At 64.9% G+C, this 23601-nt stretch carries 14 protein-coding genes; 10 read left to right on the top strand and 4 right to left on the bottom strand.

Annotated elements, in window-relative coordinates:
* Positions 1 to 157: 157 nt before the first annotated feature.
* The 6 genes from IPN92_19215 to IPN92_19190 all read left to right on the top strand — a co-directional run bounded on the left by IPN92_19215 (position 158) and on the right by IPN92_19190 (position 12443).
* Positions 158 to 1333, top strand: coding sequence for an efflux RND transporter periplasmic adaptor subunit (locus IPN92_19215; GenBank protein ID MBK8640306.1), 1176 nt, complete (start codon positions 158 to 160; stop codon positions 1331 to 1333).
* Positions 1330 to 4440: a multidrug efflux RND transporter permease subunit gene (locus IPN92_19210; GenBank protein ID MBK8640305.1), complete on the top strand. Its 3111-nt coding sequence runs from the start codon at positions 1330 to 1332 to the stop codon at positions 4438 to 4440. Before IPN92_19215 ends, IPN92_19210 begins: the two co-directional genes overlap by 4 nt.
* 130 nt (positions 4441 to 4570) lie before the next feature.
* The gene (locus tag IPN92_19205) at positions 4571 to 7777 is read left to right on the top strand and encodes a class I SAM-dependent DNA methyltransferase (protein MBK8640304.1); all 3207 of its coding nucleotides are present in this window, start codon (positions 4571 to 4573) and stop codon (positions 7775 to 7777) included.
* A gap of 182 nt (positions 7778 to 7959) precedes the next feature.
* Positions 7960 to 9564, top strand: coding sequence for a DUF3300 domain-containing protein (locus tag IPN92_19200; protein MBK8640303.1), 1605 nt, complete (start codon positions 7960 to 7962; stop codon positions 9562 to 9564).
* A 99-nt stretch (positions 9565 to 9663) separates the two neighbouring features.
* Positions 9664 to 10674 carry a DUF2950 domain-containing protein gene (locus tag IPN92_19195; protein ID MBK8640302.1) on the top strand — a complete coding sequence of 337 codons (1011 nt, stop codon included), beginning with the start codon at positions 9664 to 9666 and terminating at the stop codon, positions 10672 to 10674.
* 98 nt (positions 10675 to 10772) lie between these two features.
* A complete protein-coding gene (locus IPN92_19190; GenBank protein ID MBK8640301.1) occupies positions 10773 to 12443 on the top strand; it encodes a mechanosensitive ion channel in 1671 nt (556 codons plus the stop codon).
* Between the two features lie 163 nt (positions 12444 to 12606).
* On the opposite strand, the gene IPN92_19185 is transcribed toward IPN92_19190, so the two are convergent.
* From IPN92_19185 to IPN92_19175, 3 genes are all read right to left on the bottom strand, one after another.
* The gene (locus IPN92_19185) at positions 12607 to 13614 is read right to left on the bottom strand and encodes an HlyD family secretion protein (protein MBK8640300.1); all 1008 of its coding nucleotides are present in this window, start codon (positions 13612 to 13614) and stop codon (positions 12607 to 12609) included.
* 9 nt (positions 13615 to 13623) lie between these two features.
* On the bottom strand, positions 13624 to 13959 hold the full coding sequence (locus IPN92_19180) for a DUF3302 domain-containing protein (protein ID MBK8640299.1): 336 nt from the start codon (positions 13957 to 13959) through the stop codon (positions 13624 to 13626).
* A gap of 114 nt (positions 13960 to 14073) precedes the next feature.
* Positions 14074 to 15267: a patatin-like phospholipase family protein gene (locus IPN92_19175; protein MBK8640298.1), complete on the bottom strand. Its 1194-nt coding sequence runs from the start codon at positions 15265 to 15267 to the stop codon at positions 14074 to 14076.
* A gap of 510 nt (positions 15268 to 15777) precedes the next feature.
* On the opposite strand from IPN92_19175, the gene IPN92_19170 reads away from it, so the two are divergent.
* Complete coding sequence (locus IPN92_19170; GenBank protein MBK8640297.1) at positions 15778 to 16965, top strand: hypothetical protein; 1188 nt, start codon at positions 15778 to 15780, stop codon at positions 16963 to 16965.
* Between the two features lies 1 nt (position 16966).
* On the opposite strand, the gene IPN92_19165 is transcribed toward IPN92_19170, so the two are convergent.
* Positions 16967 to 18265: a DUF1704 domain-containing protein gene (locus IPN92_19165; GenBank protein ID MBK8640296.1), complete on the bottom strand. Its 1299-nt coding sequence runs from the start codon at positions 18263 to 18265 to the stop codon at positions 16967 to 16969.
* Positions 18266 to 18428: 163 nt separating this feature from the next.
* Here IPN92_19165 and IPN92_19160 point away from each other — a divergent pair, with 163 nt between their 5' ends.
* The 3 genes from IPN92_19160 to IPN92_19150 all read left to right on the top strand — a co-directional run bounded on the left by IPN92_19160 (position 18429) and on the right by IPN92_19150 (position 23576).
* On the top strand, positions 18429 to 20177 hold the full coding sequence (locus tag IPN92_19160) for a histidine kinase (protein ID MBK8640295.1): 1749 nt from the start codon (positions 18429 to 18431) through the stop codon (positions 20175 to 20177).
* Positions 20149 to 21507, top strand: a complete 1359-nt coding sequence (locus IPN92_19155) for a sigma-54-dependent Fis family transcriptional regulator (GenBank protein ID MBK8640294.1) — start codon at positions 20149 to 20151, stop codon at positions 21505 to 21507. The genes IPN92_19160 and IPN92_19155 overlap by 29 nt, the downstream gene beginning before the upstream one ends.
* Before the next feature lie 188 nt (positions 21508 to 21695).
* Positions 21696 to 23576 carry a hypothetical protein gene (locus IPN92_19150; protein MBK8640293.1) on the top strand — a complete coding sequence of 627 codons (1881 nt, stop codon included), beginning with the start codon at positions 21696 to 21698 and terminating at the stop codon, positions 23574 to 23576.
* The last annotated feature ends 25 nt before the right edge of the window (positions 23577 to 23601 follow it).

The raw sequence follows: 23601 nt of genomic DNA, 5'->3' as shown, positions 1-23601 counted from the left end.
CCTCTGTTTAGCAGCCAAAAATTTTGGTGACGTCATGGCGTCCACCCGTGAGAACCATCGCATTGGCGCGGGCCATCGTCAAGCGGCAAGGAGAATTCGCGTCGGGTGGTGGGGCGTGTGAAAATAATTGGCTATCTCGTCTGCGCCGGAGTCACCCATGCCCAGCAAGCCTTTCACCCACCCCCCCTTCTGGCTCATTGCCATATCCCTGCTGGTTGCCGGCTGCGGCCAGGGGGAGGGGCCGGCTCCCCTGGACGCCGCCGCGTCCGCTCCCAGTGTCGAGGTCATGGCTGCGGTGAAGAAGCCGATCGAACAGCAGGTGACCTTCGTGGGCCGGGTGGCGGCGGTGGATAAGGTGGAATTGCGGGCCCGGGTCGAGGGTTTTCTCAAGGAGCGACGCTTCATCGAGGGCCAGCCGGTGAGGGTGGACGAGGTCCTCTTCCTCATCGAGCCTGACCAGTATCAGGCTATCGTTCAGGAGCGCGAGGCGGACCTGGCCAAGGCCCAGGCCGAGGTGGAAAATACCCGCGCCCAGTTTGCCCGGGGCGAGGAACTTCTCAGGCAAAAAAACATGTCGGCGGCGGAGGTGGATAAGCTCCGCGCCGCTAACCGGGTGGCGGCGGCGGGCGTCGAACAGGCCCAGGCGGCCCTGGCGGTGGCCCAGCTCAATCTGGACTACACCCAGATCAAGGCCCCGGTGGCGGGGCGCATTGGCCGGGCGGCGCTGACGGTAGGCAACCTGGTCGGCCCCGCCTCCGGGGTTCTGGCGACCCTGGTCAGCCAGGATCCTATGCACATCCTCTTCCCGGTGACCCAGCGTGAACTCCTGGACGCGCGGCAACGCGCCGCGGCCAACGGCGGCGAGGCCAAGGAGTTGACCGTCCGCGCCCGACTCCCGGACGGCAGCCTCTACGATCAGGCCGGTCGCCTGGATTTTGTCGATGTGATCACGAACTCCGGCACCGACACCGTGCTGGTGCGGGCGGTATTTCCCAACCCGGAGGGTCTGCTCTCGGACGGCCAGTATCTCAGTGTCCTCCTGGCGGAGGAGGAACCCGAGTCGGCCATCCTGATCCCCCAGGCCAGTCAGCAGGTCGATCAGCAGGGGGTCTATGTCCTGGTGCTGGACGGCGACCAGAAGGTGCAGGTCCGGCGTATTCAGACTGGTCCCATGCAGGGGTCCAATTCGGTGGTGCTGAGTGGGCTCAAGGAGGGCGAGCTGGTGGTGACCGAGGGCATCCAGAAGGTGCGGCCCGGACAGATCGTCACCGCCACGCCCGCCGATGCGCCGGGCGCCCCCGCCGCGGAGCCAGGCCAGGGTGATAACCCATGATCTCGGATATCTTTATCGATCGGCCCAGGCTGGCCATTGTCATATCGGTTGTCATCACCCTGGCGGGCCTCATCGCCATGGTGGGCATCCCCGTCGCCCAGTTTCCGGACATAGTCCCGCCCTCGGTCCAGGTCACCGCCAGCTATACGGGCGCCAGCGCGGACGTGGTGGAATCCACCGTGGCCCAGCCCCTGGAGTCCCAGGTCAATGGCGTGGACAACATGCTCTACATGCGCTCCAACAGCGCCAACGACGGTAGCTATACCCTCACCGTCACCTTCGCCCTGGGTACGGACCCGGATCTGAATTCGGTCAATGTCAAGAACCGGGTCGCCCTGGCGGAGTCGGGTCTGCCCGACGAGGTCAAGCGGGCGGGGGTCTCGGTCAAGAAAAAATCCACCGCCATGCTGCAGGTGGTGGCGATTTATTCGCCCGAAGGCAGTTACGACGACCTCTTCCTCAGTAACTACGCCACGATCAACATTATCGACACCCTGAAGCGTATCCCGGGGGTCGGGGATGTCTTTCTCTTCGGGGCCCTCGACTACAGCATGCGCATCTGGCTGAACTCGGACCGGCTCGCGGCCCTCAGCCTCACCCCCGCGGATGTCATTGACGCCATTCGGACCCAGAACACCCAAGCGGCGGTGGGGCGCATCGGCGCCCAGCCCATGACGGCGGACCAACGCTTCCAGATCAGCCTTCAGACCCAGGGGCGGCTCGCGGATGTCGCGGAATTCGAGGACATCGTGGTGCGCGCCAATCCGGATGGTTCCTTCGTGCGCCTCAAGGACCTGGGCGGGGTGGAGCTGGGCTCCATGCAGCGCGATTCCACCAGTCGGCTGAATGGCAAGGACACGGCGGCCATGGCCATCTATCTGGCGCCAGGCGCCAACGCCGTCGCGGTCGGCGATGGGGTCCAGGCGGCCATGACCCGGCTCAAGGATCGCTTCCCCGACGATCTCGCCTACGACATCATTTTTGATACCACGGATTTCGTGAAGGCCAGCCTGGAAAAGGTGGTCCATACCCTGTTCGAGGCCTTCGTCCTGGTCATTATCGTCGTCTTCATCTTCCTCGGCAGTTGGCGCGCCACCCTCATCCCGCTGATTGCCGTGCCCGTGGCCCTGGTGGGTACCTTTGCCTTCCTGCTGGCCCTGGGCTTCTCCGCCAATACCATCTCCCTGCTGGCGGTAGTGCTGGCGATCGGCATCGTGGTCGATGACGCCATCGTGGTGGTGGAGAACGTCGAGCGCATCATGGCGGAGGAGGGACTGGCCCCCCGCGAGGCGGCTAAAAAGGCCATGGGCCAGATTACCGGGCCCATTCTGGCCATCACCCTGGTCCTGCTCTCGGTCTTTCTGCCGGTGGCCTTCATTCCGGGCATCACGGGCCAGCTCTTCCAGCAGTTCGCGGCCGTGACGGCCTCCTCCATGCTGATCTCGGCCATCAATGCCCTGACGCTGGCGCCGGCCCTCTGCGCCATCCTTCTCAAGCCTGGCCACCATAGCCAGGGCCTCATGGGCTGGCTGATGCGCGCCATCGATGGGGTGCGCGATGGTTATGCCGCTATCGTTGCCCGTCTGGTGCGCGTCTCCGTCCTGGTGCTGGTCCTGGTGGCGGCCTTTGGGGTGGCCACGGGCTGGCTCTTCAAGGTCATCCCCACCGGCTTTCTGCCAGACGAGGACCAGGGGGCCTTCTTTGCCCAGGTCCAGCTCCCCGAGGGTGCGTCCTTGAATCGCACCCTGGAGGTGGTCGCCAAGGTGGAGAAGATCATGCTGGCGGACCCCGCCATGCAGGCGGTGATCTCCATGCCCGGCTTCAGTCTGCTTGATGGGGCCAACCTATCCAACGCCGCCTTTTTTATCGGGCGCCTCAAGCCCTTCGCGGAGCGGAATACGCCGGACCTTAAGGTGGATGCGGTCCTCCAACGCATCTCGGCGGCGACTGCGCCCATCCCCTCGGCCCGGGTCATGGTCTTCAATTTGCCGCCCATTGTCGGCCTGGGCACGGGCGGGGGTTTCGAGTACCAGCTTCAGGATCTGCAGGGCCGGACGCCGGAGGAATTGAGCGGGGTGGCCCGGGCCATGATCCTGGCGGCCAATCAGGACCCGACTCTGAGCCGGGTCTTCTCCACCTGGGCGACGAATACGCCCCAGGTCTATCTGGATATCGATCGGGAGAAGGTCCAGGCCCTGGGGGTGCGGGTCAACGATGTCTTTACCGCCCTCCAGGCGACCCTCGGGGGTTACTATGTCAATGATTTCAACAGATTCGGGCGCGTCTGGCGGGTCATGGTCCAGGGTGAGGAGCAGGATCGGAGTCAATTCACCGACATCTATCGCATCCATGTCCGCAACAACAAGGGCGACATGGTGCCCATGACTGCCATCCTGTCGCCCGAGCTGCGGCTCGGCCCCCAGATATTGCAACGCTATAACAACTATCGCAGCACGACCCTCCAGGGCGGACCCGCCCCCGGTCGCAGCTCAGGGGAGGCCATGGCCGCCATGGAGGCCATCTCGGCCAGGACCCTGCCCAATGGCTATGGCTTCGAGTGGACGGGCACCGCCTTCCAGGAGCAGGAGGCCGGGGGCAAGACCCCCATCGTCCTCGGACTGGCGGTACTCTTTGCCTATCTGTTCCTGGTGGGGCTCTACGAGAGCTGGTCCATGCCGGCGGCCGTACTGCTCTCCGTCACCGTCGGCGTGCTGGGGGCCATGGGTGGCCTCTGGGTCACGGGCCTGGCGAATGATCTATACGCCCAGGTGGGCCTGGTAGTCCTGATCGGGCTGGCGAGCAAGAACGCCATCCTCATCATTGAGTTCGCCATGGAGGAACGCCGCAATGGACGCACTATCCTGGAGGCGGCCACCAACGCCTCCCGCCTGCGCATCCGCGCCGTCCTCATGACCAGCTTCGCCTTCATCCTCGGCCTGGTGCCCCTCATCATCGCCAGCGGCGCCGGGGAGGCCAGCCAGCGCGGCGTCGGCACCGCCGTGTTTGGCGGCATGCTGGTGGCGTCCTGCGTGGGCATCTTCCTCATCCCCATGCTCTATGTCGTCTTCCAGCGCCTGCGGGAGAAGTTCCACGGCACGGCGGAGTAGGGCGCCAGTTCCTTGGGCGTCCTGGGCCAGGTGCCTCCAAGCGCTTCGCCCTTGACCACTTTGCCCATCCCCCGCCATGATGCCAGCCAGGGGCGGGCCTGACGCCCGCCCAGCGCCGGAGCCTGACCCCATGACCCCCGACGATTTCATTCGCAAGTGGCAGGGCGTTATGCTGACGGAGCGGGCGTCGTCCCAAGAGCATTTCATTGACCTGTGCCGCCTGCTGGGCGAACCAACCCCGACCGCGGCCGATCCTCACGGTGTCTGGTACGCCTTCGAGAAAGGCGCGCGCAAGGCGGGGGGTGGCGACGGCTGGGCCGATGTCTGGCGGCGCGGCTGCTTTGGCTGGGAGTACAAGGGACCTGGCAAGGACCTGGCGGCGGCCTTCCGGCAGTTGCAACTTTACACCCCGGCCCTGGAGTACCCGCCGCTCCTGATCGTCTCCGATATCCAGACGATCGTCATCCATACCGCCTTTACCGGCCTGGTGCCGGTGGAGCATCGGCTGACCCTGGAGGACCTGCGCGATCCCGCCAAGCGGGTGCTGCTGAAGTGGGCCTTCAGCGAGCCCGAGCGCCTGCGGCCGGGCCAGACCACGGCGGCCCTCACCGAGGCGGCGGCCGTCAGCTTCGGCGGCCTCGCCCAGGTGCTGCGTGCCCGTGGACACGACCCTTGGGCGGTTGGTCACTTCTGCATTCGCGTCCTGTTCTGCCTGTTCGCCGAGGACATCGAGCTTCTGCCCCGGCAGATGTTCACCCGGCTGCTTGATGCTGGGCTGAAGGACCCGGCGAGCCTGTCCGGAATGCTGGAGGACCTGTTCGGGGCCATGGCCAGCGGCGGCCGGATCGGCTTCGAGCCGGTGGAGTGGTTCAACGGCGGACTCTTCGACTCGCGCGATGCCCTACCTCTGGAATTGGCCGACATCAAGATGCTACGCGCCCTGGCCGGACTCGACTGGTCGGCAATCGAGCCGAGCATCTTCGGCACCCTGTTCGAGCGCGGTCTCGATCCGGACAAGCGCAGCCAGTTGGGCGCCCACTACACCGACCGCGGCGCGATCATGCGGCTGGTTGACCCGGTAGTCCTCGACCCCTTGCGGGACGAGTGGACCGCGAGAAAGACGGAGATCGCGGCCCTGCTGGCGAAGGCAACCGGCGCCAAGTCAGCCTCCGCGCGCACCAAGAACCAGAACGATGCCCATGGGCTCCTACAAGGCTTCCTCGCGCGGCTCGCCCATTTCCGGATCCTGGATCCAGCTTGTGGGTCCGGCAACTTCCTGCTGCTGGCCCTGCTGGGGCTCAAGGACCTGGAACATCGGGTCATCCTGGAGGCCGAGACCCTGGGGCTGTCCCGGGCCTTTCCGCTGGTTGGCCCGGAGTGCGTGCTCGGGATCGAACTCAACCCCTACGCCGCCGAACTTGCCCGCGTGACCGTCTGGATCGGCGAGATCCAGTGGATGCTGTCGCATGGCTTCTCACTGTCAAAGAAGCCGATCCTCAAACCGCTGCATACCATTGAGCAGCGGGACGCCGTAGTGAACCCAGACGGGACGGAACCGGAGTGGCCGGCGGCGGATGTGATTGTCGGCAACCCCCCGTTTCTGGGTGGGAGCAAGAAACGTGGCGCCCTTGGCGATGCCTATTTCGAGGCGCTCGACCGGCTCTATGCCGAGCGTGTGCCGGCCGGGGCCGACCTGGTAACCTATTGGTTTGAGAAATCGCGCGCCCAGATTGTCGCGGGCAAGGCGGGGGCGGCCGGCCTGGTCGCCACGAACTCGATCCGGGGTGGGGCGAACCGCACCGTGCTGGAACGCATCCAGCGCACTGAAACCCGAACCAAGCAGGGAGAATCGCATGACAACGATCACGTTCGATACACTACACCTGGTGGACAAGCTCAAGGCGGCGGGTTTTCCGCCGGAACAGGCGGAGGCCGTAATTCGGGCCATCGGCGAGGCCCAGGAGGAACTGGTCACAAAGACCTATCTGGACCACACCCTGGAAAAAACACTGGCGCCGATTCGCACCGACCTGACCCTGCTGAAATGGATGATGGGCTTGCTGCTGGCGGGGGTGATGTCACTCGTTCTGAAAGGCTTCTTCTAGACGCGCCCCTGTGCATCTTCAACGCCTGGTCCGACGAGCCCTGGATCAACGAGGGCGCGGCGGTACGGGTGTCGCTGGTGGCCTTCGGGCCGGAGCATGACAGGCAGGCGGGAATCAGGCTAGATGGTATGAGGGTGGCCAATGTCCACGCCGACCTGACGGCCTCACCACTGGGTACCGAGAGCCAGGTGACAAACCTGACGGTGGCTGTTCCTCTCCGAGAAAATGCGGGAGCCAGTCTGAGGGGGACGACAAAAAATGGTCCTTTTGACATCCCCGGTGACCTTGCGCGCTCCTGGCTGACACGACCCAACCCCCACGGGCGTCCCAACGCCGATGTGTTGAAGCCTTGGTGCAACGGCATGGATGTTACCCGGCGCCATTCGGATACCTGGATCATCGACTTCGGTGTGTCCATGCCCATAGAAGATGCGTCACTCTATGAGCTTCCATTCGCACAGGTCCTGACGATGGTCAAGCCTATGAGGGCCAGTAACAGACGTGCTGCCTACCGCGAAAACTGGTGGATTTTCGGCGAGAGCCGCCCCGGTTTCCGAGTCGCTGTCAAGCCACTGGATCGCTATATCGCCACGGCAATGGTTGCCAAACACCGGATGTTCGTCTGGTTGCCAACTACCGTCATACCAGACCAGCAGGTCATCACGATCGTCCGCGCTGATGACACCACCTTTGGCATCCTGCACTCACGGTTTCATAAATTGTGGTCCTTAGGGCTATGCACCTGGTTGGGCAAAGGCAACGACCCACGCTACACCCCAACCACCACCTTCGAGACCTTCCCCTTCCCCCGGGGCCTGACCCCCGTCGACACCACCGGCCCCACCGAGGCCCTCGACTCCGGCGTCATCCTCCCGCCCGTCGCCCCCGAGCACCGCCCGGTCGCCCTGGCCATCGCCGAGGCCGCCCACCACCTCAACACCCTGCGCGCAAACTGGCTCAATCCCCCGGAGTGGGTGGATCGCGTCCCCGAGATCGTCTCCGGCTACCCGGACCGGCTTATCCCCAAGCCCGCGCACGCGGCCGAGTTGAAAAAGCGCACCCTCACCAACCTCTACAACGCCCGGCCAGCCTGGCTCGACATGGCGCATCAGGCGCTTGATGTGGCGGTCGCCGCCGCCTACGGTTGGGAGGACTTCACGCCTGCCATGCCTGAGGACGAGATCCTGCGGCGCCTGCTGGCCCTCAACTTGGCGCGCTCCAGCGGGCAATGAGGGAGGGGGTTTAGTGCAATAGTTGCCTGTGTTCAAAGGGTCCTTATAGCCCCGTTGGGGCCTGGCTTGTGCGAGTGGCGGGATTGGCTATACTTTTCATAGTTCTTGCCGCCGGAAGCCTCCCTCCGGGCGGACACTCCGTCTCTTTGGATCATGACCTCGCTAATCAAAGGGTTACTCCCATGTCCCTCCTGTCGCGCCTGCTGATAGCCCTGTTGGTGGTTGCCGCCTGGGGTTTCGGCCTCCCCAGCCGTGCCGCGGAGCCGTCGAAAGATCCGATCCCCATGGCCCAGATCGAGCAACTGGTCGCCCCCATTGCGCTTTATCCCGATGCCTTGCTCACGCAGATCCTGATGGCCTCGACCTATCCCCTGGACCTGGTGCTGGCTAACCGCTGGCAAGAGGATCACCCGGACCTGAAGGGCGAGGACCTTGATAAGGCAGTCCGGGGCGAGCCCTGGGACGAAAGCGTCAAGGTCCTGGTCCAGTTCCCCAGCATACTCGGCTTCATGAGCGACAATCTGGACTGGACCCAGGATCTGGGGGATGCCGTCCTAGCCCAGATGCAGGATCTGGTCGATGCCATCCAGAAGCTGCGCCGGGAGGCGGAGTTGGCGGGCAACCTAAAGAGCAACGACCAGCAGCGGGTCGAGAAGGCGGGGGAGACCATCGTCATCCAGCCCGCCAGCGCGGAGACGGTCTATGTGCCGACTTATGACCCGGCGCGGGTCTATGGTCAGACCACGCCACCGGCTACCCAGTATTACCCGGCCGTCTATACCGACGCGGCCTACGGCTACGCGGCCACCCAGCCCGTCACAACCAGTGTCGTGACCACCGATAGCTCCTACAACGCGGGGCTGATCGGCTTCGGCGCGGGGGCCTTGGTAGGCGGGCTCCTGACCGCCGCCATCCTATGGGATGATCACGATGATCACATCTACTGGGGCGGGCCGGGCCGCTGGGGCGGCGGCTCCTATTGGAGCCAGCCGAACTATTGGCATAACAACGGCTGGCGCAGTGCCAACAACATCCATATCAATCGCGACATCGATCGTAATCGCATCAATACCGGCGATATCAATATCAACCGGGGGATCTCCGGGAACGAGATCAATCGCTGGAACCATAACCCCGAGCGGCGCGGCGGGGTGCGCTACCGGGATCAGGCTACCCAGAACCGCTTTGCTGAACAGCGCCGGCCGGGTGGCATTGACCGGGATGAGGCGCGCGGCCGGCTGGGCGATGGGGGCCGGGCCGGGGACAGGCCCCTCAAGGCCCCGGATCTGGACCGGGTGCGCGCGGAGGGGGCGGCGGGCGGCAGAGTGGTCGATCTTCAGGACCGGCAGGCGGTTGGTCAGGGCCGGCTGGATGGCGCCAAGGATCGGCCAGCCGCGGGCGAGGCCCGTCCCAAGGCGCCGGGCAAGGATAAGGCGGTGTCCAAACCCAAGGCCAAACCCAAGGCCAATGCCGGCTCGGCCGACCGGCGTCCGGTGAATCAAGCGGCCAAGCGGCCGGCGGTGGCGGATAGCAAGGCCCAGCGTCCCTCCAGGCCCGAGGGGGCCGCCGCCAGGCCGCAGCGCCCGGAGGCGCGATCGGCTCCGGCGGCGAGTGGGGCCTTCAAGGCCAGCAAACCCCAGGTGGAGCGGGCAGCCAGTAATCGGGGCGCGACGAGTCGATCAGCGGCGGGGCGCGGCGATTTCGGGGGCGGGGCACGAGGTGGCGGTGGCCGGTCGGGTGGTGGCGGAGGCGGTCGGGGTGGTGGCGGAGGCGGTCGGGGACGTTGATCCGCCTGGCCCAGACGCACCCAGGCCCCTTACCGCGCCGGGCCCGACGTGGCCCGCGGCCCAACCTCATCCCTGCTCCTCAAAAGCGAGATCCAAGCCATGAACAAGATCCTCATCCCGACCCTGATGCTGACGGCCGGACTCCTGCTCGTCGGCACCCTGCCCGCCGCCGAGACCTCCCCGCCCGCCGCGGCCTTGCCGCCGTCGGGGGTCAGCCAACCAGCGGGTGGCGACCCCGCCGTTCCCGAGCCAGCCGCCGAGCCGGGTGCGACGCGCTTCGAGACCCCGGACGCCGCTGCCCTGGCCCTCATCGAAGCCGCCGCCGCGGATGGCTCCGACCTGCTCCTTGCCGTCCTGGGTCCGGACCTGGCCGAGATGGTCTCCGGCGACCCGGTGGCGGATGCCGCCGATCGGGAATGGTTCATCGAGAATGCCCTGCTCTCCGCCCAGATCGAGGATGAGAGCAGCGACAGTGCCCTGCTGGTCATTGGCCCCGACGACTGGCCCTTCCCTATTCCGCTCGCCAAGGATGACCAGGGCTGGTTCTTCGACACGGCGGCGGGGCTGGAGGAGTTGCTGAATCGGCGCATCGGACTCAACGAGATTTACACCCTGGCGGCCCTCCGTGCCTTCGTGGAGGCGCAACGCGAGTATGCCGCGGCGGATCCCATGGGGCAGGGGATCCCGGTCTTTGCGGACCGTATCCTCAGTTCCGAGGGTCGGCGTGATGGACTCTATTGGCCCACCCAGCCCGGAGAGCCCGCTAGTCCGCTCGGGCACTTGGTGGCGGAGGCGGTGGGAGCGGGTTATGGTGCCTCCCCCTCGGGCCAGGACCCCCGGCCTTTCCATGGCTATCTCTACAAGATCCTGACCGCCCAGGGGGATCAGGCCCCGGGCGGGGCCATGAGCTATTTCAAGGAGGGCCGCCTGACGCAAGGCGTTGCCCTGCTGGCCTGGCCCGCCAGCTATGGCCGTTCCGGCATCATGACCTTCCTGGTCAATCACAAGGGGATGGTTTACGAGCAGGACCTGGGTGTGGATACTACCGCCCTCGCCGCCGCCATCGAGGCCTATGACCCAGGTGAAGGCTGGCGCGCTGCCGTGGATTGAGCGGCCCTAGCGCGCCGGGCCCGGTTCGGCCCATCAAGGCGCGCTCGAGACCCTGTCAGTTGGATTCCCGACCCCCGATCACTCCTTAGGAACTGCCCATGCCGATTCCTCCGCCGAGCTTTTGCCGGTCCGTCCGCCGTCTTTTTCTCGTCTCTCTGGTTTGGTTCCTGGCCTTGGGCCTGGGCGCCGCCATGGCCGCCGATCCCAAGCCTGAGTCCGAGGGGCTCCAGGTCCTTCAGGGCAAGCCCATGCCGCTGACCTTCTGGAACCGGGAGGTTGCGATCTTGCGCGCCGAGATCGGGGGTATCCCACCCGCCGAGCGGGTAGCGCGTATCCAGGGCAAGATCGCTAATGTCCTGGCGGCTGGGCCGGGGAACAAGGCGGAGGCGATCCCGGGGACCTTTGCCAATCTCACCGGCTACTGGATCCAGATCGACGGTAGTCCGATCTTTGGACTGGTGCCCGAGGATGCGGACGGCATGACGGGCGAAACCCTGGAGGCGCTGGTGCCGCGGACGGTGGCCGCGCTGCAGGAGGCGCTCGACGCCCGCCGCGAGCAGCACAGTCTGCCCCTGATCCTGGGAGGGGCGGGGTTGGCGGCGGTGGCCACGCTACTCCTGGGGGTGCTGCTCTGGGGCGTGGCCAGGCTCCATGCCCGCGCCCTGCAACGCCACAGTCTGCTGGCCCCGACCCTGGTCAAGGTCGGCGGTCTGCAACTGCGACCCATCCTGAGCGGCTTGGAACGGGCCGCGATCAAGGCGACCAGCTTTGGTCTGGCGGCCATCGCCGTTTATCTCTGGCTGACCTTTGTTTTTAGTCGCTTCCCCTTTTCGCGGCCCTGGGGCGAGAAGCTGGCCGGGTTTCTCTGGGATATGCTGGCAAATTTCGCGGCCGGGGCGCTCCAGGCACTGCCAGGGCTGTTCACGGTGCTGGTGATCTTTGTCCTGACCCGGATCATCGTCCGGGCGGTGGATGGCTTTTACCAGACCGTCGAGCGCGGGGCCATGTCCGTGTCCTGGCTGCATGCGGATACCGCCAAGGCGACCCGTCGGCTGACGGTAGTGTTGATCTGGATTTTCGCGGTGACGGTCGCCTATCCCTACATCCCGGGTTCGGATTCGGAGGCCTTCAAGGGGATCAGCGTCTTTGTGGGCCTGATGGTGTCCCTCGGCTCCGCCGGGCTCGTGAATCAAGTCATGAGTGGGCTGGTGGTGGCCTATAGCCGGGCGCTCAAGTCCGGGGAGTTCGTGCTGGTGGGCAACACCCTGGGTACGGTGAGCGAGGTTAATATGCTCTCGACCAAGGTGATTACCCCTAAGCGCGAGACGGTCACGGTACCCAACGCGGTGCTGGTGAGTTCCCCCATCACCAATTATTCACGCCTGGCGGACGAGCGCGGGGCCATCGTTGGGACCAAGGTCACCATCGGTTACGACACCCCCTGGCGCCAGGTTCATGCCATGCTGACGCTCGCCGCCCAGCGTGCCTCCCAGGTCCGCCAGGACCCGGCGCCCTTTGTCATGCAGCGGGCCCTGGCGGATTTCTATCCCGAATACGAACTGATCGTGCATATCGACCAACCGGAGCAGAGGGGGGTGGTCCTGTCGGAGTTGCACGCCCATATACAGGATGTCTTTAACGAGTACGGCGTCCAGATCATGTCCCCGAATTTCGTCAGCCAGCCCGAACAGAAGGTCTGGGTGGACAAGGGGGACTGGTATGCGCCCCCGGCGGAGGCCGGGGACCGGGTCAGGTTTGATGATGCCTAGAGGATGCGCGGCTGGGTCCCTGTCCCAGGTCCGCCAGCCACCGCCCCCATGCGGCCTCGGGTCGAATGGCAGGGTTAGGCTGGCCAGGATGCGTTCGCGGTTGCGACCTTTAACCTGATCCTTTGTCGTTCAGGATCATGGTATTTCGATCGGCTAATCCGGGTCAGCTTCCCCTAGGAGGCTGGCCCGGAGCGGTGCCATTCTGGCCACGAAGGGCTTTAATGTAAGGGAAGACGTAGTTCATCCAGGCGGCCATGCGCAGTAGGGTGCGCCGCAGGATGGCAATATGGTGGAAGTGCTCGGTATAGACCGCCGCCTGGCCGAACAGGCCTGCCGGCAGCGAGTAAAGCGCCAGGTCGGGGTCGGTAATCTTGATGACTACGGCTACCCGGCCCGGGCTGCTCTTGGGGTCGAAGCCGATGAAATCCCCGCTAGGTCTAACCTGGCCCTCCGCAATGATGGGCAGGACTTTCTCAACCTCGCCGGAGAAAATGACCCCGGGGATGCCGTCCAGGGTCACCTCCGCCTCGCTGCCCACTTGCAGACGTTCGATACTGTTCTGGCGGAACCAGCCGGTGAAGAGCCGCTCCTCTCGATGGACGAAGGTCATGACGGGCGTCATGGACAAGGGGAGCGCCATCATACCCGGACGCAGGAAGAGTTGAGTGACAAAGCCGTCACTGGGGGCCTTGACCACCGTCTGATCGAGCTTGAAGCGGGCATCGTCGAGTTTGGCCTTCAATTCCTCGACCTTGGCGCGGCTCTGGTCGAGGACCCGCTCGCTCACGGCGCCCTTGGAGAACAACTCCTTGGAACGGTCAAGGTCCTTGTTGGCGGCGACCAGGTCACCCTCTACCCCGCGGATCTCGTCCATGAAGGACTCGGGGTCGATCTTGAACAGGACATCACCCTCTTTGATGAGGGTATTCGACTGGATGGGGACCTCGATGACGCGGCCCCGGACCTCGGCGATGATGGGGGTGGTCACGAAATATTGGCGAACGGATTCCGAATAGGGATGGTTGAAGTTCATGATCAGCAGGAGGGCGCCGATGATGAAGATGCCCCCGAGGACCGCCGTCGGCACCGTCCATTTGTTAAGCGGTAGCTTGAAGACCTTGAAGATGAAGACGCAGAGGGCGGTGTAGGTCAGGATGAGTAGAAAATCCATGCGGCGATCTCACTGATGGGGGGACTGTTCTAGGGTGTGGAGACGGTCGGACAGGGCCTGGATCTCGGCCTTGATCCTGGCGATGTCCTCGACCTCGGCCAGGCCGACTTGTTGAAAGCCCCAGCCGCGATCCTCGCGATAGAGGGTGGCCCAGATCCAGAGAAAGGGCCAAATGGCATGGAGGGTGAAGAGGCTGATCCAGCCCGCGACGTGCAAGGCATCCTGCTGGGGATGATTGCGGTGTTTGGCGATCTCGTAAGGGATGTCGTGGATGGCGATGATCCCGTAGAAGAGCACGATGGCGACGAAGAAGAGAATGCCCAAGGCAAAATAATCGAGAAACACGTGATGACTCCTAGGTGGGCGGTCACACCGATAGCGTTGGACCGCGGTTAAAAAATACTTACGGCGCCCTTGGCGGAGACGATGATAAGGGGCGCCAAACCTCTTGGGACCTGATCAGAAGCCAGGCGGTAGCTTTTCCCAGGGAAAGCCCTTGACCGCCATCTCGTAGCCGGTCTGGTAGAGGGCCCGCATAAAGTCGGGGTCGAACTCCTCGGGGTGCGGGGCGTTGAAGCTGGCGGGGACATAGCCCAGATTGAAGTCCACCCCGTCACGCTGGCTGGTCAGATAGATACGATAGAGGTCGCCGAGACCCTGGGTGTGAATGAGGGAGGAAATGGCCCGTCCGGCGATACTCATGGTCCGGCGCTCGACCTGGGCCCACTCGGGGTCGAGGCGGGCATTGCGGATCACATAGACCCGGCGCTCACGACTGGCCCCGTGCTGTTTGGTTAGCGCCTTCAAGTTCAGTGTGGGCGGATAGACGAAGACCTGGGACATGGTGCCGCCGTCCACGTGCATCTCCTGGAAGGGTTGGCCCTTGGCTACGACGTCGATCAACACCGGCGGGAAGGCGCCGGGGATGGCGGCGGAGGCGATCATGATGGAGCGGAAGAGGGGAAGCGCCTTGGGATCATGACTGGCGGCGATCCGCGTCAGGTTCCAGAGCACCGCCTGGCGTGAATCCAGGTCCACGGTACCGACCAGCAACAACCGACCCTTTGCGTATTCCCGGGCAATGGCGTCGAGCAGGGACTGGTCCACCTCCTTTTCGAGGAGTCGCCAGAGGGGGGCGTTGTCGGCCAGGGCATCGTTGGTGAGCGCGGCGAGCAGCGACCGCCGGATACTGATGTCCGCGGGGGACACCTTGGTATAGAGCCGCTTGAGCTGGTCATCGTAGGCGGAACCGAGGAAGGCAAAAGGGGCCATGAGGGCGCCGGTACTGATACCGGTTACCAGCTTGAATTCCGGCCGGTCGCCGGCGGCCGTCCAGCCATTCAGAAGTCCGGTGCCGAAGGCCCCGTTATCACCGCCGCCGGATATGGCCAGGAAGGCCGTCGGGGGCAGGGGACCGCGCTGGCCGCTGGCGGCGCGATAGGCCTGCTCACGCCGCAAGGCATCAAGAGCCTCGCGCTCGATGGCCTCGTTGTCGATGCCGATGCGGTAACGTACCTCTTCCAGTCCCGGTATGACGGCCTGGGCCGTCAAGGCCGAGGGTACCGCCTGCTGGCGTACCGGCCCCGCGCACCCTTGGGCGAGCAATATCACCGCGGCCATGAAGATTAAAACGGGGTCAATGCTGAGTCTCATCTGCGTTTGCCTCTGAATCGTGAGGATGTCCGTCTCAGCCTCGGGGGGGATGGAACCTGAAGGGGATGCCGTCGCCGCCAGGCGGGATGCTTGCCTTGTCTCAAGTATCCTTGGGAAGGTACCAGGCTCATCAGCGGCTGTCGTGACATTTCCAGCCAGTTGCGGGTCATCCTGATCCCCAGCCCAGAGATTGGCCTGAGCTATTTTACTGGGTTTCCCGGTTAGAAGAGATGGGGGATTTCTACTTGGGGCGCGCCTGGCGCCCATCCACCGCCGAAGCCAAAACTCCGGAGACTGGGTCGATTAGGCCTGCTTATCTACGCCAGCTCGGGGGTGAGGCCCGAACCGGGAACAATTTCGACCTGCTGGGCATCGCCTGGCAATATCGGTGGGGGGAGGGCTGTGAATCTCGGTCACCGGCACCTTGCCCCGCTGTTGCCGGCTGGGGGGGCAGGGCACTCGGCCTGCGTCACCCACCCATTTCATACATTAACCTGGCTGGTGGCCAAAATGAGTATCTTGAATCAGGAATCCAAGCTGGAATTCCAATTGGGTGGGCCAGCTTACCGCCTCATGCAGCGCATGGGCCTCATCCAGGGCGAGGGTCCTTCCATTGGGCGGCGGATGATCGGCTTTCTGCTGATCACCTGGCTACCGCTCCTCATCTTGGCCCTAATGGAGGGCTTGGCGCTGGGGTCGACGCCCCGGGAATCCCTCTTACTCGACTTCCCCACCTACGCCCGCTTCTTCCTGGCCGTCCCCCTGCTCTTCCTCTCGGAGGTCATCGTCGGGCCCCGACTCCGGACGGCCGGGTTGAATTTCGTGCAGGGCAACTTTGTCCGCCCGGAGGATATACCCGCCGTCGAGGCGGCCATCCTCCGGGCCTGGCGTCGCCGCGAGGCGCTCCTGCCGGAGTTGCTCATGCTGGGAATCGCCATGATCGGGGCCTGGCAACTGACCATGGATACCTGGGTCGGCGCGGCGAGTGCCGCCACCTGGCGGACCAGCATGACGGAGGCCGGGGCCGCCTTCACCTGGGCGGGGCTCTGGTACTACTTCGTGGCGGTCCCCCTCCTGCAATTCTTCCTGTTCCGCTGGATCTGGCGTCTGATCAGTTGGACCCTGTTCCTGCGCGACATGGCGCGTCTCGACCTGGATTTGGTGCCCACTCATCCGGACCGGGCCGCGGGGTTGGGTTTCCTCGGGGGCGCCCATCTGGCCCTGGCGATCTTCCCCTTTGCCTTCAGTTGCGTCCTGAGCGCCCACGTGGCCTTCCAGGTCCATTTCGAGGCGGTACCCGTCATGTCGTTCAAGGTCGTGTTCGCGGTCTACCTGGTGGCCATGCTGCTGCTCATTCTGGGTCCCCTGCTGATTTTCTCCCCCTTGCTGGCCCGCGCCCGGCGGCAAGGGCTCCGCCAATACAGCCTCTTGGCCAACGACTATAACCGCGCCTTCCACCAGAAATGGGTGGCGGGCACGCCGCCGACGGATGAGCCCCTCCTGGGCAGCGCCGACATCCAGTCCTTGGCCGACCTGGGCAACAGCTTCGGCATGATCCGGGAGATGAAGATTTTCCCCTTCAGCCAGCAGCAGATCCTGCAGATCGCGGTGGTTGCCTGCCTCCCCGGCCTGCCGCTCATCTTCCTGGTGATGCCGGTCGGGGAGATACTGCAATTGCTGGCGGGGGCGCTGCTCTAGGTTAAGCGGCTACCTCGGGCCCTGGCATCCTCACCAGGGGCGCGCTGTCCAGCACCTTGCGCGCCACATCGATCATGGTCTCCAGCTTGATGCGGTTGATAAAGACGTTAAAGGTCAGGATGGCCAGCAGGTGGCGGGGGTCGCTGATCCAGGGCGGCAGAAAACGCGGTGGCCGACAGAGGCCCATGGCATAGAGCTCGCACAGGGCCGGGATGTCGAAGATATCCAGTTTGCCGCAGAACAGCAGGCTGAGGCAGTCCGCGCGCCCGGCGCCGAAAGTGGCCCGGATGAAGTTGTTCACCTGAAGCAGGCCCAGGAGATAGACCAGATCCTTGCAGAAGGGCGCCCCCCCGGTGATGACGCCACCGCGAAAGACCCGCCGGGTATTTTCGAAGGCCTGATCCGGATCGCCGGTGCGCTCCAGGAAAAAGCCATTGACCTCCAGAAAATCCGCGCCCTCGATGGCCATCTGGATGGCCAGTACCCGATCCGCCAGGCGCCGCAGCCGGTCCAGTTCGATGGAGCCGCTGATCACCTCGGCAAAGACCGCCAGCCCCTCCTGGGTGCGGGTAGTGCCCGGATGCCCGGCGGCCAGGAGCGGCAGGTCGGTCTGGGCCTTGCCGTTGAGGGAGGTGGCGACGTGGATGAAGGCCTCGTGATGCAGCAGTTGGGTAAAATCGCGGTCGGTAAAGCGGGCGCCCCGGCGCACCCGAATCGCCCGGGAGGTGGCCAGGGCATTGGCGGAGAGGCGGTCCACCAGTTCGATGGCGGGGGCCTGGTCGCCGAAATGGGCGCGCACTGCGCGATCGAGATCTACCGCCACCTCCTCGGCACTGTGATAAGCCGGCGGGGCCGTGGAGATATCGATGTGAGCCAGTTGGTCAATGGTATCCAGGACGCTTTGCGCCAACTCCAGGGGAGATATCGCCACATAACGCAAGGGCGCCGTGGGCTCGCCATAGAGTTGGCGTCCGAAATCGAAAAAGCTGGGGGTGCCCACCGCCGCCAGCATCCTTGCCCCGAGCTCAATGGACTGGGCATGCCGATCCAGCCAGACGTCGATGGTCGAAAAGGGCACGATCTGGCGGCGGGCCTCGCGCACCAACTCGATGCTCGGCGTAGGGTCGAAAGGGGGATACGTCACCTGCGGTAGTTCCCGGCAACCGCCAGCCAGGAAAGACTCCTTTACCTCGGGCGGCCAGTCGAGGGCGCGCAGGATGCGGATGGGCTTGCAGGCCTGGTGGAGCAGGCCGGTTACCGCGCGGATACGGTCCTTCTCGCGTTCAGTGGGGGTAGTCATGGGGGAAGCCTCCGGGGATTCGTGGATGAAAGCCGGTCTGGTGGAGCTGCCTCATGATACCTCTGGTACCGCGTGCTATGCTGGTCCCGTCCCTGGATCTGGCGGGCCGGCCCGCCGCCGCTCCGTCGCCCCGACAACCCCATGCACCCTCGGTGGATACCCCATGCGACGCGCGGATAGAGTCAAAGGGCCGATCCTGGTCCCCTTTACCCTGGTGCTCCTCTTGGCGCTGGGCGCCCTGCTGTCCATCGCCTATCGTTACGAGGCCCACGCCCGGGCGCACGACCTGGCCAACAGCGTGCGGGCCGTGGAGCGTTTGTTTCACCTCCAGCTCGACAACGACGCGGCCAAGCTCCACGCCACCCTCTGCCCCATCAGCCGCGACGCCACCCTCAAGACCGCCTTTCTGGCCGGCGATCTGGGGGCGCTGCAGGCCCAGATCACCCCCCTGTTCGAGCGTCTGCACGGGCAACACCGGGTCACTCACTTCTACGTCCTGGATACCGCCCGCCGGGTGGTGCTGCGCGCTCACCAGCCCGACATGTTTGGAGATGCGATCGACCGTGCCACCGCCCGCCTGGCTCAGGAGAGCGGGCGCGAGACCCAGGGCCTGGAACTGGGCCCTCTGGGCACCCTGACCCTGCGCGCGGTCAAGCCCTGGTACGACGGTGATACCCTGATCGGCTATCTGGAGCTCGGCGAGGAGATCGATCACGTCGCCCAGGAGATCCACGCCGCCCTGGGGTTGGATCTGCTGGTGCTGGTCGAGGGCCGGCTGCTGGCCCCGGCGGCCAGTGGCAGCCAGGGAGGCACGGAGACGCCGGTGATCCTGAGCAGCACCCTGAGCGAGATCCCCACCGCCGTCGCCGAGCGCCTGCGCCGGCCCGCCGCCGAGCGCCGGGCCGCGGAGCAGACCCTGGACGGTGGCCGGGTGCTGTACACCGCCCTGCTGCCGCTCACCGACGCCACGGGCCTGGAGGTCGGGGAGATCGCGGTGGTGCGCGACGTGACGGCATTGCAGGCCGGATTTCGCAAGACGCTGATCACCGCTACCCTGGCCATCCTGGGGGTCGGCGGCCTGGTGTTCTACCTCTTTTACCTGGTCCTGGACCGGGTGGAGCGGGACTACCGCCGCCAGCGTGAGCTGGAGACCCGCTTCGCCCGACTCAGCACCGAGCACCAGCGCATCGTCCAAATCGAGAAGCTGTCCGAGGTGGGGCGCACCATTGGCGAGATCGCACACCAGATCAACAATCCCCTGGTGGGGGTGATCAACATGGCCCAGTTGGCCGAGCGCGAGGCCGACGACCCGGTGCGGGTGCGCCACTTGCTGGGCGAGATTCGTCGGGCGGGCAAGGATTGCCACGCCTTCCTGCAACGCATGCTGGCCTTTACCCGAGTGTCACGCTCTGAGCGCAGGCCCACCGAGGTCACGGCCCTGGTGCGCGACACCATCGCCCTGTTCCAGCAGAGCACCGACCGCCACCCGGCGGTCGCCACCGAGTTGCCGCCGCCGGTGACCCTCGACATCGACCCCGTGCTGGTGCGCCACGCCCTCTTCAACCTGCTGGCCAATGCCGGTCAGATCAATCCGCCCGAGGGGACCATCACCGTGCGGTTGCGGCCGGCCACCGGGTCCGAGCGCCGCCCCGGCTGGTCCCTGGCGGTCATCGACCAGGGCCCGGGCCTCACGGCGGCAGTGCGCGAGAAGCTGTTCACCCCCTTCTTTACCACCCGCTCCACGGGGACCGGGCTCGGGCTGGCGGTGGTGCAGCACGTCGCCATCCTGCATGAGGGGGAGGCCACTGGCGACAACCACCCGGATGGTGGTGCGATCTTTGCGATATGGCTTCCCGACACCCATGGCAACCCGGGAGCGCGCGGTGACGGTCAAGATCCTGCTGGTCGATGACGAGCCCTATACGGCCACCCTGTTCGCGGGCCTGTTCCGTGGACGCCCCCTGACGCTGGACGTGGCCGTCGATGCCGCCGGCGCTCGACAGCGCTTTCGCACCAGCGATTACCACCTGATCCTGATGGACCAGCGGCTGCCGGATGGCGGCGGCCTGGACCTGGTCGAGGAGATGCGCCGGGAGCGACCGCACCAGGTCGCCATCCTGATCACCGGCTATGCCGATGTGCGCGATGCGGTGCGCGCGGTGCGTGGGGGCCTCTTCGATTACCTGACCAAGCCCTTCGAGGACCTCGAATCCCTGGAGGCAACCATTGACAAGGCCCTGGAACTGGATCGCGCCTATCGCGAGATCGACAGCCTGCGGCACACCCTGGACGGGCGCGCCGAGGGTCAGGTCCTGATCGGCCGCTCGCCGGCCATCGAGCGTCTGCTGCAACAGATCCGCCAGGTCGCGCCGCTGGATACCACGGTCCTTCTGGAGGGCGAGAGCGGCACCGGCAAGGAGGTGGTGGCGCGTATCCTGCACGCCAGCAGCCCACGGGCCGCCGGGCCCTTCTTCGAGGTCAACTGCGGCGCCCTGTCCGAGCAACTGCTCGAGAGCACCCTGTTTGGCTACGAGAAGGGCGCCTTTACCGGGGCGGCCCGGACCACGCCGGGATACCTCGAGCAGGCCAACGGCGGCTCCCTCTTCCTCGATGAGGTGGCGGACATGAGCCCCAAGCTCCAGACCAGCCTGTTGCGGGTGCTTCAGGAGCGCAACTTCCAGCGGCTGGGCGGCACGGCCCTGCGTGGCAGCGACTTCCGCCTGATCTGCGCCTGCAATCGCCGACTGGCGGACGCCGTGCGCGACCACAGCTTTCGCGAGGATTTGTTCTACCGCATCAATGTGGTTGCCCTGCGCATCACGCCGCTGCGCGAACGGCGGGAGGACATCCTGGCCCTCACCCTGCACTTTCTGGAGCTGTTCAAGGCCCGTTTCCACAAGGACGTCGGGCCCTTCACCCCGGACGCCATCCGCCTGCTGGAGGGCTTTGCCTGGCCCGGCAACGTCCGTCAGTTGCGCCACACCGTGGAGCGCGTGGTGGCGCTGCATCCCGGGGGGGCCATCGGCCCCGTCCACCTGGAGCACCTGGCCGCCGAGGGCACCCAGCCCCTGGCGGCCCCGCAGGCCGTGCTGCCCTACGAGGAGGAACGCGGCCACTTCGAGCAGGGCTATCTGGTCCGCCTGCTCCAGGCCGCCGGCGGCAACGTCAGCGAGGCGGCCCGTATCAGCGGCATCGCCCGGCAGAATCTGTACCCGCGTCTAAAACGTTGGGACCTGTCATGAAGTCATGACACATGTCATGCCAGCGTGACGATGGGCGTCCCCGCCGTCCTCCTGCCTCCGCCTGCTAAATGCAACGATCCCAGGATGCTACGTCAGGCCTACTCGCTGGCCAGACAATTGCACTTGGAAATACGCCACGCCTCGCATGGCCATCACTCTAAGTATCGTATGGGGAGAATCAAAGCACGATGAAAACAAGCTTCGCAACCCTGCTGGGGCTCGCCGTCGCCGCTATCCTGGCCGCGGGTCCCGTGGCGGCGGCCACCGTCAAGGGCGTGGTCGAGGATGCCGACGGCAAAAAGCTGGAGAACGCCACCGTCTGGCTGATTCCCGCCGGCGACGTGGCGGCCATGGCCAAGACGCCGGTGGAGATCAAGCGGGACTCCCCCAACGACGAGCCCTTGGAGGACAATCTGGCGGCTCACCGGCAAAGTTACTTGCAGGCGAAGAGCGGCCCTGGCGGTAAGTTCGCGGTCCCCAAGGTGCCGAAAGGCCACTTCTTTCTGTACGTGGAGCCCGCCGATGCCCGCTACCTGCCTGGCGGCGATAAGTCGCGCAAGGCCCTGTCCACTCAAGAGCTGACGAAGGCGGCGGTGACGGTCAAGGTGTCGGGCAATACCCCAACCGATGCCTCCTACATAGGTACCACCAAGTGCCTGAAATGCCACGAGGAGCAGGAGCATTTCACTAAGACGCTGCATCGGTTAGGTATCCGCGTTATCGGTGACGACAGCAAAAATCAGGATTACTCCCGCTTTCCCGATTTCAACCAGGGTCTGGACAAGCTCACGGCTGGAACCAAGTTCTGGTTTTATGGCTTTGATGAGAAGCGTGGCTTCGACAAGTACCAGATCAGCGATAAGGAGCCCGCCGATCCGAGCACGGTGAGCTTTACCGCGACCTTCTTCAAGGATACCGACGGCAAGCTCAAGTTCCGTACCGAGAATGTCCGCGATCCCAGCGACCCGCCCCGGGTCTATCCCGTGGAGCTGACCTATGGCGGTGGCCTCTACAAACAGCGCTACCTCTATCGCGTCGGCCAGAATCTCTTCCCCTTCGTGCAGTTCAATACCCAGGGCGACGATTCCTTTGGCGACCGTAGCCGCAAGCAGTGGCGCGATTACCATGCGGACTGGCTGTTCAAGGAGGAGACCAAGAAGCTCACCGACCCCCCAGCGAAGAAGTCCTTCGAGCGGGAGTGTGCCTCCTGTCACTACGCGGGCTTTACCCTGACCGAAACCCCCGAGGGCAAATTTATCGCCGGCTCGGTGAACGATAAAAATGGCGAGTTGGACATTGATGGCGACGGCGTTCCCAATGAGCTCAACATGGGCTGCGAGACCTGTCACGGTCCGGGGTCGGCGCATGCGAAGGACGAGGAGTCGGTCAGCATCGTCAATCCCGGTAAATTGGCCTCGGAACGCGCCTCCACTATCTGCGTGCAATGCCATAGCCGCCCCCAGGGCCACTTGGGTAACGACTCGCCGGTCGATGTCGCCAATCGGATGATGCCCCCCGGCACCAGCCGCAACAGCTTCCTCACCCAGTTCACCAGCCGGGAGGATGCGGCCGAAAAGGACTTCTGGCCGGATGGGATCCACTCCAAGGCCCACCACCAGCAGGGCACCGACTTTATCAAGGCGTCAAAGTACCGCAATGACCGACACCTGGTGGCCTGTTACGACTGTCATGACCCCCATGGGGAGGCCGAGTTCGCCCATCAGCGCAAGGCGGCCCTGGATTCCAGCAAGGCCTGTAACCAGTGCCACGAGAAGCAAACGGACATGAAGAAGCACGTCAAGGCGACGACCCAATGCACCGTGGCCCCGGACAAGATCGCCTGCACGAGCTGCCACAACACCAAGACCATGCAGACCGGCGCCGGCATGGGCAAGGGCCTGGTGGGAAGCGACGGCAAGAACTACTGGATGAATGACATCACGTCGCACCTTTATGACGTGCCGCGCAAGGACAACGCGGGGGTCAAGGGGGTGGAACCCGGCAAGGCCATGCCCATTCCCTACACCCATGCCTGTGGCGCGGCCTGCCACGACGCCAGCAAGCTCTAACGCCACGCTCGACCCGGCGAGTCCG

The sequence above is a fragment of the Chromatiaceae bacterium genome (assembly GCA_016714645.1).
Taxonomy (GTDB): domain Bacteria; phylum Pseudomonadota; class Gammaproteobacteria; order Chromatiales; family Chromatiaceae; genus M0108.
This window is presented reverse-complemented; position numbering and strand designations above follow the sequence as displayed.

Excerpts from the sequence above, each read along its gene's own strand:
- IPN92_19200 (MBK8640303.1), top strand. The coding sequence starts at position 7,960 with ATGTCCCTCCTGTCGCGCCTGCTGATAGCCCTGTTGGTGGTTGCCGCC.
- IPN92_19190 (MBK8640301.1), top strand. The coding sequence starts at position 10,773 with ATGCCGATTCCTCCGCCGAGCTTTTGCCGGTCCGTCCGCCGTCTTTTT.
- IPN92_19205 (MBK8640304.1), top strand. The coding sequence starts at position 4,571 with ATGACCCCCGACGATTTCATTCGCAAGTGGCAGGGCGTTATGCTGACG.
- IPN92_19175 (MBK8640298.1), bottom strand. The coding sequence starts at position 15,267 with ATGAGACTCAGCATTGACCCCGTTTTAATCTTCATGGCCGCGGTGATA.
- IPN92_19165 (MBK8640296.1), bottom strand. The coding sequence starts at position 18,265 with ATGACTACCCCCACTGAACGCGAGAAGGACCGTATCCGCGCGGTAACC.
- IPN92_19150 (MBK8640293.1), top strand. The coding sequence starts at position 21,696 with ATGAAAACAAGCTTCGCAACCCTGCTGGGGCTCGCCGTCGCCGCTATC.
- IPN92_19215 (MBK8640306.1), top strand. The coding sequence starts at position 158 with ATGCCCAGCAAGCCTTTCACCCACCCCCCCTTCTGGCTCATTGCCATA.
- IPN92_19160 (MBK8640295.1), top strand. The coding sequence starts at position 18,429 with ATGCGACGCGCGGATAGAGTCAAAGGGCCGATCCTGGTCCCCTTTACC.
- IPN92_19210 (MBK8640305.1), top strand. The coding sequence starts at position 1,330 with ATGATCTCGGATATCTTTATCGATCGGCCCAGGCTGGCCATTGTCATA.
- IPN92_19185 (MBK8640300.1), bottom strand. The coding sequence starts at position 13,614 with ATGGATTTTCTACTCATCCTGACCTACACCGCCCTCTGCGTCTTCATC.
- IPN92_19195 (MBK8640302.1), top strand. The coding sequence starts at position 9,664 with ATGAACAAGATCCTCATCCCGACCCTGATGCTGACGGCCGGACTCCTG.
- IPN92_19170 (MBK8640297.1), top strand. The coding sequence starts at position 15,778 with ATGAGTATCTTGAATCAGGAATCCAAGCTGGAATTCCAATTGGGTGGG.